Source organism: Bradyrhizobium ontarionense (assembly GCF_021088345.1).
Classification (GTDB): Bacteria; Pseudomonadota; Alphaproteobacteria; order Rhizobiales; family Xanthobacteraceae; genus Bradyrhizobium; species Bradyrhizobium ontarionense.
The window spans coordinates 6,186,665-6,199,726 of record NZ_CP088156.1 but is presented as its reverse complement, the minus strand read 5'-3'; the positions used below and the strand labels follow the sequence as shown (position 1 = coordinate 6,199,726).

The 13,062-nt window shown below is 63.9% G+C and carries 14 protein-coding genes, 1 tRNA gene and 1 riboswitch; of the genes, 9 read left to right on the top strand and 6 right to left on the bottom strand.

The window, feature by feature from the left end; all coding sequences use genetic code 11:
- The first annotated feature begins 43 nt into the window (after window positions 1–43).
- The 3 genes from LQG66_RS27225 to LQG66_RS27215 all read left to right on the top strand — a co-directional run bounded on the left by LQG66_RS27225 (window position 44) and on the right by LQG66_RS27215 (window position 1,912).
- On the top strand, window positions 44–526 hold the full coding sequence (locus tag LQG66_RS27225) for a hypothetical protein (protein WP_231318707.1): 483 nt from the start codon (window positions 44–46) through the stop codon (window positions 524–526).
- 119 nt (window positions 527–645) lie between these two features.
- Window positions 646–912, top strand: coding sequence for a hypothetical protein (locus LQG66_RS27220; protein ID WP_231318706.1), 267 nt, complete (start codon window positions 646–648; stop codon window positions 910–912).
- Complete coding sequence (locus LQG66_RS27215; protein WP_231318705.1) at window positions 899–1,912, top strand: site-specific integrase; 1,014 nt, start codon at window positions 899–901, stop codon at window positions 1,910–1,912. Before LQG66_RS27220 ends, LQG66_RS27215 begins: the two co-directional genes overlap by 14 nt.
- Window positions 1,913–1,965: 53 nt before the next feature.
- Here LQG66_RS27215 and LQG66_RS27210 read toward each other — a convergent pair.
- Window positions 1,966–2,039: transfer RNA gene (locus tag LQG66_RS27210), tRNA-Gly, on the bottom strand.
- A 224-nt stretch (window positions 2,040–2,263) separates the two neighbouring features.
- Between LQG66_RS27210 and LQG66_RS27205 the strand changes: the two genes are divergently transcribed.
- From LQG66_RS27205 to LQG66_RS27185, 5 genes are all read left to right on the top strand, one after another.
- Entirely contained in the window at window positions 2,264–2,686 is a 423-nt protein-coding gene (locus LQG66_RS27205) for an SPW repeat protein (protein WP_231318704.1), read from the top strand.
- A gap of 226 nt (window positions 2,687–2,912) precedes the next feature.
- Window positions 2,913–3,485 (top strand): methylated-DNA--[protein]-cysteine S-methyltransferase, encoded by a 573-nt coding sequence (locus tag LQG66_RS27200; protein WP_231318703.1) that lies wholly within the window; start codon window positions 2,913–2,915, stop codon window positions 3,483–3,485.
- A gap of 76 nt (window positions 3,486–3,561) precedes the next feature.
- Entirely contained in the window at window positions 3,562–4,401 is an 840-nt protein-coding gene (locus tag LQG66_RS27195; protein ID WP_231318702.1) for a helix-turn-helix transcriptional regulator, read from the top strand.
- Between the two features lie 53 nt (window positions 4,402–4,454).
- The gene (locus tag LQG66_RS27190; RefSeq protein ID WP_231318701.1) at window positions 4,455–4,814 is read left to right on the top strand and encodes a VOC family protein; all 360 of its coding nucleotides are present in this window, start codon (window positions 4,455–4,457) and stop codon (window positions 4,812–4,814) included.
- A 10-nt stretch (window positions 4,815–4,824) separates the two neighbouring features.
- Window positions 4,825–5,226, top strand: a complete 402-nt coding sequence (locus tag LQG66_RS27185) for an SRPBCC family protein (RefSeq protein ID WP_231318700.1) — start codon at window positions 4,825–4,827, stop codon at window positions 5,224–5,226.
- A 4-nt stretch (window positions 5,227–5,230) separates the two neighbouring features.
- Here the strand turns inward: LQG66_RS27185 and LQG66_RS27180 are convergent, their stop codons facing one another.
- A complete protein-coding gene (locus LQG66_RS27180) occupies window positions 5,231–6,700 on the bottom strand; it encodes an MATE family efflux transporter (protein WP_231318699.1) in 1,470 nt (489 codons plus the stop codon).
- A gap of 142 nt (window positions 6,701–6,842) precedes the next feature.
- Window positions 6,843–7,949: a 2'-deoxycytidine 5'-triphosphate deaminase gene (locus tag LQG66_RS27175; protein ID WP_231318698.1), complete on the bottom strand. Its 1,107-nt coding sequence runs from the start codon at window positions 7,947–7,949 to the stop codon at window positions 6,843–6,845.
- Window positions 7,950–8,060: 111 nt separating this feature from the next.
- Window positions 8,061–8,140, top strand: a riboswitch (SAM riboswitch).
- A 75-nt stretch (window positions 8,141–8,215) separates the two neighbouring features.
- Here LQG66_RS27175 and LQG66_RS27170 point away from each other — a divergent pair.
- On the top strand, window positions 8,216–9,424 hold the full coding sequence (locus LQG66_RS27170) for an O-succinylhomoserine sulfhydrylase (protein ID WP_231318697.1): 1,209 nt from the start codon (window positions 8,216–8,218) through the stop codon (window positions 9,422–9,424).
- Between the two features lie 117 nt (window positions 9,425–9,541).
- Here the strand turns inward: LQG66_RS27170 and LQG66_RS27165 are convergent, their stop codons facing one another.
- The 3 genes from LQG66_RS27165 to LQG66_RS27155 are packed head-to-tail and all read right to left on the bottom strand — an operon-like array spanning window position 9,542 to window position 12,731.
- Window positions 9,542–10,696: an SGNH/GDSL hydrolase family protein gene (locus LQG66_RS27165; RefSeq protein ID WP_231318696.1), complete on the bottom strand. Its 1,155-nt coding sequence runs from the start codon at window positions 10,694–10,696 to the stop codon at window positions 9,542–9,544.
- Window positions 10,697–10,710: 14 nt separating this feature from the next.
- Window positions 10,711–11,466, bottom strand: a complete 756-nt coding sequence (locus LQG66_RS27160; RefSeq protein WP_231318695.1) for an SGNH/GDSL hydrolase family protein — start codon at window positions 11,464–11,466, stop codon at window positions 10,711–10,713.
- Window positions 11,466–12,731, bottom strand: coding sequence for an OpgC domain-containing protein (locus LQG66_RS27155; RefSeq protein ID WP_231318694.1), 1,266 nt, complete (start codon window positions 12,729–12,731; stop codon window positions 11,466–11,468). The genes LQG66_RS27160 and LQG66_RS27155 overlap by 1 nt, the downstream gene beginning before the upstream one ends.
- Window positions 12,732–13,062: the final 331 nt, after the last annotated feature.

The following is a 13,062-nucleotide window of genomic DNA, read 5'->3' as shown; positions in this document are numbered from 1 at the left end:
ATCAATCTAGATTGCCTTTCTGTTGTAGATAGGACTCGATTCGATGGTCACTCTTACGTCCGTTCTCGAAGCAAGCCGAGCTTCGCGCAGTCAGTTCAATGATTGGATGGGTTATGCCCGTCGACCTAAGATTCTTGAGACCAAGTTCAATCCCACGGAGCCTGGCACTGCGCGCGCGCTGACGATCGAAAATGCGATCGAGATTGGCTTCGTGGCCGCTCTCATCCGAGCCGGCGTCGCGGCATCGAAGGCGGTCGAATTGTCGAGCGCATGGCGCGCCGAGCTGAAGGCGAAAAAGCTCGCACCGTTCTTTGCACTGAACCCGGTAACGCTTGAGGGCCTCAGCTTCAGTGACGGAACTATGGGTTTTTCCGATCTAAAGACGGCCTTGGCGACTGATATAGCCGGCGGCTTTGGTGACGATGACTATAGCGACGATGAGCCGGCTATTCAGATCAACATCATTGACCGGGCGCGCATCGTTCAGCAGATGGAGCGGCTAGCCAAGGAGAACGGAGATGCCTGACGAGGTCGAACTGATTAGCTGCACGCGGATGCTACGCGCCGAAGACGGTCATGTCATTCTACACTTTAGGATGGTCGGGGGCGCCGATTATTATATCGGAGCGACATTGGATAACGTGCTTGAGCTCGTTCGCCAGTGGGACGCCGATGTTAGGCGTCTCCTCGCCGAGCGATTGGCAAACTAAGATGGCGCGCGGCTCCTCATTCAAGCAACAGGACATCACGCGCGCGATGCGCGGCATGGTTGCTGCGGGCATTGCGATACAGAGCATGGAAATCTCTAATGATGGACGCATCGTAATAGTAGCCCGCGCGCCCGCAATGGCGGCGCTCGATGAGCTCGATCGCGAGTTGGCGGAATTCAAGGCGCGCAATGGTGCGGATTGACCTGAAGGGGATCGCCAAAGTTCGCTCGAAAGGGCGGACCTACTATTACGCATGGCGTGGTGGCCCATCCTTGCGCGGAGAGCCTGGCTCTCCGGAGTTTGTCAGTTCCTACAATGAAGCGATCGAGCAGCGGCGCACGCCGGACAGAAATCGATTCCGATTTGTGATTGCCGACTACAAAGCAAGCAAGGGTTATAAGAAATTGGCCCTGTCTACGCGTGACGAGTGGGGCAAGTGGCTGGATCGCATCGCGGTGCATTTCGGCGAGCTGCGCACCGCGCAATTCGACCGCCCGGAGAAAATCCGCCCCGTGATCCGCCGCTGGCGTGCGCAGTGGGTCGAAACACCACGCACTGCCGATTACGCGATGCAGGTTTTGTCGCGCGTGTGCGCTCACGCTGTCGAGCTGGGCAAGATCGCGCGCAATCCCTGCGAGGGCGTGAAGCGTCTCTACAGCAATGATCGCTCCGAAATTATCTGGACCGATTCAGACCTCGCTCAGATAAGAAACACTTGCTCAACCGAAATAGCGCACGCCGTTGATCTTGCGGGCCACACCGGTCTGCGGCTGAGCGATCTTCTTCGTTTGTCCTGGTCGCATGTCGGCGAAGACGCAATCGTGCTAACGACCGGAAAGAGCAGGCACCGCCGCGAGGCTATTATTCCTCTCTTTGGCACTCTGCGCGAGGTGCTGGCCCGCATTCCAAAGCGTGCCACCACGATCTTGACGAGCACCAAACGTCGCCCCTGGACAGCGGATGGCTTCGGAAGCTCGTTCAATAAAGCGAAGATCGAAGCCGGCATGGCGGAACTGGATCTGCACTTCAACGACCTTCGCGGAACGGCAGCGACGAAGTTCTATATCGCCGGCTTCAGCATGCGTGAGATCGCCGAGACGCTCGCGTGGGAGGAGGAATCTGTCGAGAAGATCATTCGCCGCTACGTCGGCCGCTCGGCTGCGATCAAAGCACGGATCAAGAAACTTGAGGCCAGAGAATGAACAAACCTTGCAAAACCGCCGACAAAACTGTCGGCAAAAGTTCAGCTAAGTATTGGAGCGGGCGAAGGGAATCGAACCCTCGTATGCAGCTTGGGAAGCTGCCGTTCTACCATTGAACTACGCCCGCGCTCGCCAATGCTTAGCCGAGACGATGCGTTTCGCCAAGCGGCTTGTTGCCACGGACGCGTCGCGGGCAGTGGGCGCCTCGATGCCCGGAGATCCTGGTCGCCCGATCGTGATCGGCGCAAGCAACCGGCGCTGGAACGGATTGTCCGGATTGCGCTTCTGCCAGTTCAAGGCGGTGCCTGTGCCTGCTCCAGGGCGACCGGCCCAGCTCCAGGAGCCGATATCATGCAGAGCCACGACCCCGCGCCACTCTCGTCCGTTGCGTCCCGGACCCGCTTGGTCATGGCGCGCCCCTCGGCGCTCGATCTCTACACGCTGGCGTGCGGCGCGTTCCTCGCCTGCGCACCTTGGCTGTTCGGCTTCGCCCGCCCCACCGGGAGGGTCGATTCAGAGATCGTTGGCGTGGCCGTGATGGCGTTGTCGATTGCCGGCCTTGTGGCCTTCGCAGACTGGGAAGAATGGCTGAAGGTTGCGCTCGGCCTATGGTTGATCGCAGCACCGTGGCTGCTCGGCTTCGTTCACACATCCGCGATGCATGTCAGCATCGCGGTCGGCATCGTCGTCACGTTCCTGAGCTTGCTCGAACTGTGGCTTGCGCATGATGCGGATTTCGCTGGCGATGACGCCGCGAAGTCTGACCTCTTGTGAAGGGAAAGCCACACCGCGCATTCTCGTGTCGCGTGCAGGCTGTTGCTGCGCCGCATCTCACCATCGCGATACCGTGCGGACGGGTTCGCGTCAGCACGCTTGACAACCATGACCCAAATCAGGGCAAACCCGCCCCTGTCGTGCCGCGCTGTTAACAAATTGTTAACAAAGTTGATGCGGGCGATTGTGACAGTGCTATGATCTGGCGTGGGGTTGGGGTGGCGTCATGGGGCGTGGGTATACGATGTTTGATACGGCCCTCGGCCGTTGCGGCATTGCCTGGAGCGACGCCGGCATCACCGGCGTACAGCTGCCGGAAGCACGGGAAATCGAGACCCGGCGGCGCTTATTCCGCCAGTTTCCTGAAGCACGGGAGCAGCGCCCGTGCTCGAATATCGAACTTGCCATCGAAGGCATCACCGCCATGCTGCGTGGGCAGGACGTCGACTTCTCCGATGTCGTGCTCGATCTCGGCGGCGTGACGCCGTTCAACCAGCGCGTCTACGATGTCATCCGTGGCATTCCTCGCGGCGAGACGCGCAGCGCCGACGAGCTCGCCGAAGAGTTGCACGTGCCCAAGGCGCTGAATTCGATCGCGCAGGCGCTCACCAGGAATACATTCGTGCTGATCGTGCCGTGCCACCGGGTGCGCGATGTGGGCAATGGCCTGGACAAGCCGTCCCCGAATAGCGGCACCATCTCCAAGCGGCGACTGCTGTCACTCGAAGGCGCAAGGCCTCACACGACGGGCTTCACGTTGTTCGACGCACTGCTCGTCGATCGGCCGCGCGCATCGTGATGCCGCGCCTTGGCGGTGTGCGATGATTTCGCACGCTGCCCCTCCTCTTTCGTGATCGATACGCTAGATTTACAGGATGACCGCGACCATCCTGTTCGAGAGCCGCCCCGTGACCGTGTCCGAGTTCCGCTGTGCGGCGGTTCCGGGTGAGCGGCCCTATGCCGAGCACTATGCCGGCTACTCGCTGTCCTACGTGCGCAAGGGCAGCTTCGGCTGCCACCACCGCGGCCGCTTCTTCGAGCTGGTCACCGGCTCACTGCTGGTTGGGCATCCCGGCGACGAGTTCATATGCACGCACGATCACGTGTGCGGCGACGAGTGCCTGTCGTTCTTCTTCGATGATGCCGTCATCGATGACATCGGCGGCAACAGGCAGGCCTGGCAAGCCGGAGCGATGCCACCACTGCCGGAGCTCATGGTGCTCGGCGAGCTCGCGCAGGCCGTCGCCGCCCGCGAGCAGACCCTTGGCCTCGACGAGGTCGGCCATCTCATCGCCAGCCGCTTCGTCGCGACGGTCGCCGGCCTGCAGGAGCGCCCGGCAAAGCCGAGCCTTCGCGACCGCCGGCGCGCGGTCGAGAGCGCGTTGTGGATCGACGACAATGCGCATGAAGACATCGATCTCGCGGCTGCGGCGCGCACGGCGGGCGTCAGCCCGTTCCACTTCCTGCGGCTGTTTGCGGCCACGATCGGCGTCACCCCGCATCAATATCTGATCCGCGCGCGCTTGCGGCGCGCCGCCCGGCGCCTCAGCGAAGAGGATACGTCCGTCACCGATATCGCCTACGACATAGGCTTTGCCGATCTGTCGAATTTCACCCGCACCTTCACGCGCGCCGCCGGCGTGTCGCCACTAAAATTTCGCAGGGCGTCGCGGGGCGAACGCAAGATTCTCCAAGAACGATTGAGCCGCCATTGATTGGATGATCCCAGCGCACGCGGCAGCCGCGTGCGAAGCATGGGAGATCATCGATGTACGATCATATCGGCCTCAAGGTCGGCAATCTCGACGCCAGCGTCCGCTTCTATACGGCCGCACTGGCGCCGCTTGGGCATATCCTCTGCTCCAAGGACGAGACCTCGGCAGGCATCGGCCCGAAGGGCGAACCGGCGCTGTGGCTCTATCTCGACAAGGGCGCGACCAACGGCACCGCGCATGTCGCGTTCCGCGCGGGCGACCACGCCGCCGTCGCCGGATTCCACAGCGAGGGGCTGAAGGCCGGCGGCAGCGACAATGGCGGCGCCGGGCCACGCACCGATTACAGCCCGACCTACTACGCCGCGTTCCTGATCGACCCCGACGGCAACAACATCGAAGCCGTATGCCCGTGAGATCAGCGCCATGGCATCCATTCAGAAGGACATCCCGATCGCAGCCTCGGCGGCCGCGGTGTGGGACGCCGTGCGCGATTTCGGCGCGGTTCATACCAGGCTGGCACCCGGCTTCGTTGTCGACACCAGGCTCGACGGCGACGTCCGCATCGTCAGCTTCGCCAACGGCAGCATCGTGCGCGAGCATCTGGTCGACAGCAACGATGAACGCCGGCGCCTCGTCTACGCCATCAAGAATGAGCGCATCACCCAGCACAGCGCGTCGATGCAGATCGTCCCGGACGGCGAGGCGCGCTGCCGAGTGATCTGGATCACCGACGTGCTGCCGCACGAGATCGCGCCCTATATCGAGCAGCAGATGGAGCTCGGCGCGCGCACGATGCAGGACACGTTGGGCAGGCTGCGCGCGTAGCGGCTCAGCCGATGCGAGGCGGCGGCTGCGAACCAGAGCTGCGGCCGGCCGCCAGCACGGCCCGGCGCAGCTGCAGTGCGGCCGGCTTCGGACCCCAACGGGTGAGCATGACGCTGGTCAGCGTCAGCACGCCCAGCAGGACCATAGAGGCCGCCGCCAGCATGAAGAAATCCGACTCGGTTGCGGCATGGCGCAACAGGTAGCTGCCACCCACGGCAATGAAGATGAGCCGCACTGTCTGCGCCAGCACCGGCCCGATCACCCTGGCCGCACCCTGCGAGGAAAAATACATCGAGATCGCGAGCCCGATGAACGCATACATCGGGGCTGCGACCTGCAGATAGTGCCGGCCGGCGCCGCGCGCGCTCTCGTCCTGGGTGAAGATGTCGACCCACACTTGCGGGAAGATCGCAATCAAGGTCGACAGCGCGCCCACGGAGGCAAAGGAGACGAGCCCCGCGGTCCAGGCGATCTGGCGGGCGCGCGCCGCTTTGTCAGCTCCGATCGCCATCCCGACCATCGGCACCGAGGCCATACCGATGGAGAACGCAACGGTCGTCATCATGAACTCGAGCCGCGCGCCGATGCCGTAACCGGCGAGCACGGCCGTGCCGAAGCTCGCAAGCATGTGCGTGAAGATCGCGATCGACAGCACCGATTGCAGCGGCGAGAAGCAGGCGATGGCACCGACCTTGAGAATGTCGGCGAACATCGCACGGCTGATCTTCAGTCCACGCAGCTTCGGCCTGACACCGGCGCGGCCGGAGAACAGGTACCAGCCCATCACCGAGATGCTGACGCAGAAGGCCAGCAGCGCGCCGGCCGCGACGCCGCGCATGCCAAATCCCAGACCCAGGCTCAGCGTCCCACCGAGCACGATCTGCAGCAGCGCCGAGTTCAGGATCAGGAACGACGGCAGCTTCATGTTGCCGGTACCGCGCAGGATGCCGGCCATCGAGTTCATCAGCCAGGGCAGGATGGCCCCGCCGAAGAAGATCTGCACATAGGCGACCGCGTGGCTCAGCACCGCGCCGCGGCCGCCGAGCGTTTCCAGCAGACGCGGCCCGAACACGAGCATGCCGATCATGAAGCTCGCGCCGAACACGAGCGAGATCAGCAGCGCATGCGAGGCGAGCGTCGAGGCCCGCTCGGTGTCGCCAGCGCCAAGCGCTCGCGCGATCGCGGAGGCGACGCCGCCGCCCATGGCGCCACCGGACATCGTCATGGTGAGGATCACCAGCGGGAACACCAGCGCCATCGCCGCCAGGGCCTCGATGCCGAGCCGGCCGATATAGGAGGTCTCGGCGATGACGACGCAGGTGCCAGCCGAGTTCGCGATGATGTTCGGCCAGGCCAGCGACAACAGCGTGCGCAGGATCGGTCCATCGACGAGCGCATTCCGCACCGGCTTCGCAACGTGCGGCAACGATCGCCCTTCGTCGACCGGACTATCGGCCAAGCCGATCTCGGACATGTTCACTCCCCGCCGGGCCGCGCTCGTCGTCGCAGCCGTTTATCGTTCAATCGCCTGATCGTCCGAGCCTTTCCTAGCACACTGCCGGAGCGCGCCCCGTGCGGCCTGCGCATTGGGGGTGCGCTTGGCGCGCGCAGCCGGGCTAGAGGCGGAAATGCTTGGAGAGCTTGAGGCCCTGGGCCTGGTAGTTGGAGCCGATGCGGCTGCCATACATCGCGTTCGGTCGCGCCAGCATCTTCTCATAGACGAGCCGGCCGACGATCTGGCCGTGCTCGAGGATGAACGGCACCTCGCGCGAGCGCACCTCCAGCACGGCGCGCGACCCCTGCCCGCCGGCGCCGGCGTAACCGAAACCGGGATCGAAGAAGCCGGCGTAGTGGACGCGGAATTCGCCGACCAGGGGATCGAACGGCACCATCTCCGCGGCGTAGTCCGGCGGCACCTGCACGGCTTCCTTCGAGGCCAGGATGTAGAACTCGCCGGGATCGAGAATCAGGCTGCCGTCGGAACGCGCCTTGATCGGCTCCCAGAACTCCTCGATCGGATAGCCGGCGCGACGATCGATATCGACGACACCGGTGTGGCGCTTGGCGCGGTAGCCGACGTAGCCGTTGGCATTGGCGCCGGACAGATCGACCGACAGCGCGACGCCGCCGGCGAGATCGGCGTCGTCGCGATCGACCAGCCGCTCGGCCTGATGCAGCGCGTTCAGCTCGTCCTCTGACAGCACCGCGTCGCGATAGCGGAAGCGGACTTGCGACAGGCGCGAGCCCTCGCGCAACAAGACCGGAAACGTCTTGGGGCTGATCTCCGCATAGAGCGGGCCGTGATAGCCGGCGCCGATCATGTCGAAGCGGCGGGTGCCGTCGGCGATCACGCGCGTGAACACGTCGAGCCGTCCGGTCGAGCTCTTCGGGTTCGCCGCCGCCACGATGTCCTTCGGCAGCGCCAGGCTCTCCAGCAGCGGCACGATGTAGACGCAGTTGGTCTCCAGCACCGCGCCGTCGGCGAGCGAGAACTCGTGCAGCTTCAATTCGTCGATGCGCTCGGCGACCGTCGATCCCGGCCCGGGGAGAAAGCTCGCGCGCACGCGGTAGGCGACGTCGCCGAGCCGCAGATCCAGGCTCGCGGGCTGGATCTGACTCTCGACGAAATCATAGGCGGGGATGATCAGACCGGCCTCCGCCATCGCCACGATCATGCGGTCGGGCAGGATGCCATGGGCGTCGGGGCTAAGCGAAAACGGCAAGACCTGATCCTTTGCAGGCGCCGGAACGGCGGCTGATCAGCCTATATAGGGTCTTTTTACCGGTTATCCGATGGCAGGCTTGACGGAAAGGCCGGTTGCGACTAAGAGCACGACTTATCCCGTGGTGATTTGAGCCGGCCGGCTTGCAGCCACGTTAAATAAGTCGCTAAACAGGCCGGGGACGATTGTGATCCCGGCCGTGAGGAGTTGTCCCAGGCCGGTTTTTTTGTGCCTACGTTTCTGAACGTGGTCACGATGGAGGTCACATGTCGAAGTCCCCCGCGAAGTCGCCGGCGTCGCTGAGCCACTATCGCCCCGAAACCCGCCTGGTGCATTCCGGCACGCTGCGTTCCGAATTCGGCGAGACCGCCGAAGCGCTCTACCTCACCCAAGGCTTCGTCTACGCCACCGCCGAGGAATGCGAGGCCCGCTTCAAGGGCGAGGATCCCGGCTTCATCTATTCGCGCTTCTCCAACCCGACGACGGCGATGTTCGAGCGCCGCATGATCGAGCTCGAAGGCGCTGAGGCCTGCCGCTCGGCCGCGACCGGCATGGCCGCCGTCACCACCGCGATCCTCGCACCCTTGCGCGCCGGCGATCACGTCGTCGCGGCGAAGGCGCTGTTCGGCTCGTGTCGCTACGTCGTCGAGGACCTGTTGCCGCGCTATGGCATCGAGTCGACGCTGATCGACGGGCTCGATCTCGACCAGTGGCAGAAGGCCGTCAGGCCGAACACCAAATCGTTCTTCCTGGAGAGCCCGACCAACCCGACCCTCGACGTGCTCGACATTCCCGCCATCGCCGAGATCGCGCATGCCCATGGCGCGCGGCTGATCGTCGACAACGTGTTCGCCACCCCGATCTGGCAGAGCCCGCTCGCGCTCGGCGCCGACGTCGTGGTGTATTCCGCGACCAAGCATATCGACGGCCAGGGCCGCTGCCTCGGCGGCGTGATCCTGTCGTCGGAAGCCTTCATCGCCGAGCACATCCACAACTTCATGCGCCAGACCGGCCCGTCGATCTCGCCGTTCAACGCCTGGGTCTTGCTCAAGGGACTCGAGACCTTGGCGGTGCGCGTGCGCGCGCAGACCGAGACGGCGGGCAAGGTGGCGGACTTCCTCGCTCAGCATCCGAAGATCTCGCGGCTGATCTATCCCGGGCGCGAGGACCATCCGCAGGCCGCGACCGTGCGCAAGCAGATGCGCGCCGGCTCGACCCTGGTCGGCTTCGAGGTGAAGGGCGGCAAGGCCGGCGCGTTCCGCACGCTCAACGGCCTGAAGCTCGCGCGCATCTCCAACAATCTCGGCGACGCCAAGACGCTGGTGACCCATCCCGCGACGACCACGCATCAGCGGCTGGCGCCGGAAGCGCGCGCCGAGCTCGGCATCAGCGAGGGTTTCATCCGCTTCTCCGCAGGCCTCGAGCATGCGGATGATCTGATCGCGGATCTCGACGCTGCCCTGAGGGCAGCGTAGCGAATAGGGAGTAGTTGATCTCATCCCTATTCGCTGCTCGCCACTCGCTGCACACCTCGTCGATCGAGATCCCGGGTTCGCTCGCGCTGCGAGCGCCCCGGGATGACGCCTTCGGCGTCACATCGGCCGGAAGGTCAGCAGGTCCGCCGGCGCGTTGATGCCGAGCTTGATCTGGCCGACGGAGCGAATGATGTCGTCGCCGAGCAGCTGGGCGAAGCAGGCATAGCCCCAGTCGCTCATGTGCAGCCCATCCGCGATGACGAACTCGTTCATCGGAATCTCCTGGCGCTCGTGCCAGTCGCGCATCACCTCGAAGCGCGGGAAGATGCCGGCGTGATGCAGCTCGGCGACGCGGCTGAGCAGCTTGTTCATGCGGCTGGCGTTCTCCGGCCGCTCGTTGACCCGCGGCGAATACTGCAGGTCGACCAGCACGACGTCGGACGCCGCGGCCTGAATCTTGGCGACGCCGTCGTCGACCAGCTTGGCCGTCTCAGACGGATCGAGATCGCGCAGCACGGCGTTGGTGCCGACCTGCCAGATCACCAGATCGGGATGACGGTCGATCACCGACGTCTCCAGCCGCTTCATCATCTCCGGCGCATCCTCGCCGCCGACGCCGGCATTGATGACGCTGATATCGGCCATCGGATATTGCCGGCGCAGCTGCGCAGCGAGCCGGTTCGGATAGGTGTAGTCCGGCGCGCTCGCGCCATAGCCCTGCGTGGAGGACGAGCCGAACGCGACGATCACGACCGGCAGGCCCGAGGCGAGCTTGTTTGCGACATGCGGCAGCGAGATGAAGTTCTTCTTCGCAACACCCTTCGGCGGCAGGCACGGCACGCGGTTGAAGATGTCGGAGGCGGATTTTGCGACCTGCTTGACCTTGTCGATCGCCCGCTCCGTGAAACCCTTCTGCGGCGGCGTCGCAGCGGCGGATTGCGCAGCCGCGGGCGGCGTACCGGGCCCCGACTGGGGGCTCGTCGTTGCCGGCGCAGTCGTCGTCGCCGGCTGCCCGGTCGCAGCCAGCGGACGCACGGCGGCAACCTGCCCCGGCGCCTGATTGCCCGCCTGGGCAACCGTGACGTGACCGAGTGACGGTCGCAGCTCACCGACCGACAGGGCCTGCGTGTCGGGAAGCGTGGCCGGCACAGCCGGGGCGGCGCTCTGTGCATGCACCATGTGCGGGCTTAACGAGAGAGCGAACGCCATTGCAGCAACAGCCGACAGCTTCTCCCATGTTTCAGATACGCGGTGACACCCGTTGAAAGTCATGAACCCAACAAACCTTAGTTCTGCGCGGGGCCGATATGCGCTGCGTCGATGACGAACTTCGACAGCGCCCGGCCGAGACAGTCATGAACCTGCCTGGCCAGCTCGATCCCATGCGTCGGATTGAACAGATCGAAATCACCCTGCTCGTTCCACTGCCGCATGATCGCAAAGCGATCGAACAGCGGGATGTCGCGCTGTTGCGCCACCACCCGCATGTTGTCGATGTAGGGCGGCACGGAGATCAGCGTCTCCGTTCGCGGGCTGTATTGCAGGTTCATCAAGATGACGTCAGCCCCCGCATTCTGTAGCGTCACGACACCGTCATTGACGGCCTGGCGAAACTCATCAGGATCGATCGATCTCATGGCGTCGACAGTCCCGGTTTGCCAGATGACCAAATTAGGCCTTTTTCCTTCCACCAGTTTAACAAGATTGCCAGCGATTTCCTCGGCGGTCTTCTTCGGCTGCAGCTCGACGCTGAGATTGACGGTGACGGACGGCAGCTTCTCTTTCAGAGATGCCTGCAACCGGGCGGGGTAGGCATTGGTGTCGGACGTATTGATGATGGCCGATGACCGGCTTCCGACCACCAGAATATCCAGCGTCCGGCCGTTCTTGACGGCCTCAGCAACTTTCGGCAGCGAGCTCTCGGTAGTCAGCAGGTAGGCCGGCACCTCGCAGTTCTGCGGCGCGTCTTCGGCGCGCGCCGACACCGCCAGCGAAACAGCCAGCGCCGCGATACCAAACCTTAACCACGAGACGGACTTCATCAGCCCCCTCCAGCCAGATCAGCGTTGCTGCGCGCACCCTTTCGCGCTGCACCCTTATCGGCCTCACGCTTGTACCACGAAATCAACGAGGCAACTCCCCACATGGCGAGGATGCCGCAAAGGCTGATCATCGCGTGCATCATGGCGCCGCCGGACACTTCGGCAAGCACGAAGTGGCCCGCAAACGCCAGAAACACGCCGAGACAGAAAATCTCCAGCGAGTGTTGCCCGCAAACAATCAACGGGCGCAGCCAGCGCGATTTCAGCAGCGGCCAATCCTTGGGCAGATAGTGCACGGTGAGTGCTGCGAGTGCGAGGAAATGCGCGAAGCGCAACACGTCAAGGTCGGTCTTGTCGATCGGATACATCCATTGCTCGATTTTCCGCGGCATCAGATGACCGAGCTGCGGGATGTACCAGGTCAAGGTCACGCAGAACGCGGCGACCAGATAGGCGACGCAGAGCCCGAGGGTGATCGGCGAGTTGAGGATGCGCGACATCCGCTTGGCGCCGCCGAGCGCGCACCAGGCGCCGAACACGAACAGGAGCTGCCAGGCGAACGGGTTGAACGCCCAGAAGCCGTTCGGATACGCCGTCAGATAGAGATCGAACTCCCAGGTCACCGCGTAGAGCACGACCGAGAGCGCGAGCGTCACATCGGGGCGCCAGCGCATCAGCCACAGGATCAGCGGCAGGAACAGCATCAGCACGATATAGAGCGGCAGCACATCCATGTTGACGGGACGGAAGCGCAGGATCAGCGCCTGCACGATGGTCACGTCCGGCTGCTTCAGGAAGTCCATGATCCCCATCTCTTCGGTGTAGAGCGGGTTCTCGAAGCTGGTCGCAACGTAGGATATTTCGGCGAGAAAGATCGTGAACAGGAAGACGTGCGCGACATAGATCTGCCAGACCCGGCGCAGGATGCGCGCGGTCGCCACGATGAAGCCGGCATCCTGCATCGCCCGCCCGTAGACGAACGCGGCCGTGTAGCCGGAGATGAAGATGAATATCTCGGTGGCGTCGGAGAAGCCGTAGTTGCGGATGGTGAACCAGGTCAGGAGGTTCGGCGGCAGATGATCGATGAAGATCAGCCACAGTGCCAATCCGCGGAACAGGTCGAGCCGCAGCTCGCGCTCGCCCACCGCCGGGAAGGTGATCGCAGGCGCAGCAGAGCTGGCGGCCGCACCGGCATCCGCCGCCTGCGCAGGCGCGGCAGCTCCGGAAACGGGTGGTCCAGCAAGGCGATCGGCAATCGACGTCATCAGGCACCACGTCAAGGCTGCCGGCCCCGGGGGGCCCCGGCAGGGGGAATGTAGGGCTGCGCATTTTTTGCGCAAGCGACGAAGGACTTATGAGCTGGGCCGTGCCCAGCTTTTCGACGTAGGCTCAAGCATTCGGCCGACGGGCCGGCGACGACCGCATGACGCACAACCCGGCCGCTTCGCCATCCACGTGCTCCCCGCCGCTCTAGGCAGATGCGGCGGAGAAGGATCGCGCGTGCGGACGGCGGAGTCCGCGATTCTGGTGCCATAATCTGGAACTGTGTTGAAAGCACGATGGCGTTACGATTGGTTCCCAGACAAGTTTCCGCTA

Bases quoted from the DNA above. Each gene is read 5' to 3' on its own strand.
- LQG66_RS27215 (WP_231318705.1), top strand. From the start codon at position 899: ATGGTGCGGATTGACCTGAAGGGGATCGCCAAAGTTCGCTCGAAAGGG.
- LQG66_RS27180 (WP_231318699.1), bottom strand. From the start codon at position 6,700: ATGTCCGAGATCGGCTTGGCCGATAGTCCGGTCGACGAAGGGCGATCG.
- LQG66_RS27185 (WP_231318700.1), top strand. From the start codon at position 4,825: ATGGCATCCATTCAGAAGGACATCCCGATCGCAGCCTCGGCGGCCGCG.
- LQG66_RS27195 (WP_231318702.1), top strand. From the start codon at position 3,562: ATGACCGCGACCATCCTGTTCGAGAGCCGCCCCGTGACCGTGTCCGAG.
- LQG66_RS27160 (WP_231318695.1), bottom strand. From the start codon at position 11,466: ATGAAGTCCGTCTCGTGGTTAAGGTTTGGTATCGCGGCGCTGGCTGTT.
- LQG66_RS27170 (WP_231318697.1), top strand. From the start codon at position 8,216: ATGTCGAAGTCCCCCGCGAAGTCGCCGGCGTCGCTGAGCCACTATCGC.
- LQG66_RS27155 (WP_231318694.1), bottom strand. From the start codon at position 12,731: ATGACGTCGATTGCCGATCGCCTTGCTGGACCACCCGTTTCCGGAGCT.
- LQG66_RS27190 (WP_231318701.1), top strand. From the start codon at position 4,455: ATGTACGATCATATCGGCCTCAAGGTCGGCAATCTCGACGCCAGCGTC.
- LQG66_RS27205 (WP_231318704.1), top strand. From the start codon at position 2,264: ATGCAGAGCCACGACCCCGCGCCACTCTCGTCCGTTGCGTCCCGGACC.
- LQG66_RS27165 (WP_231318696.1), bottom strand. From the start codon at position 10,696: ATGACTTTCAACGGGTGTCACCGCGTATCTGAAACATGGGAGAAGCTG.
- LQG66_RS27200 (WP_231318703.1), top strand. From the start codon at position 2,913: ATGGGGCGTGGGTATACGATGTTTGATACGGCCCTCGGCCGTTGCGGC.
- LQG66_RS27225 (WP_231318707.1), top strand. From the start codon at position 44: ATGGTCACTCTTACGTCCGTTCTCGAAGCAAGCCGAGCTTCGCGCAGT.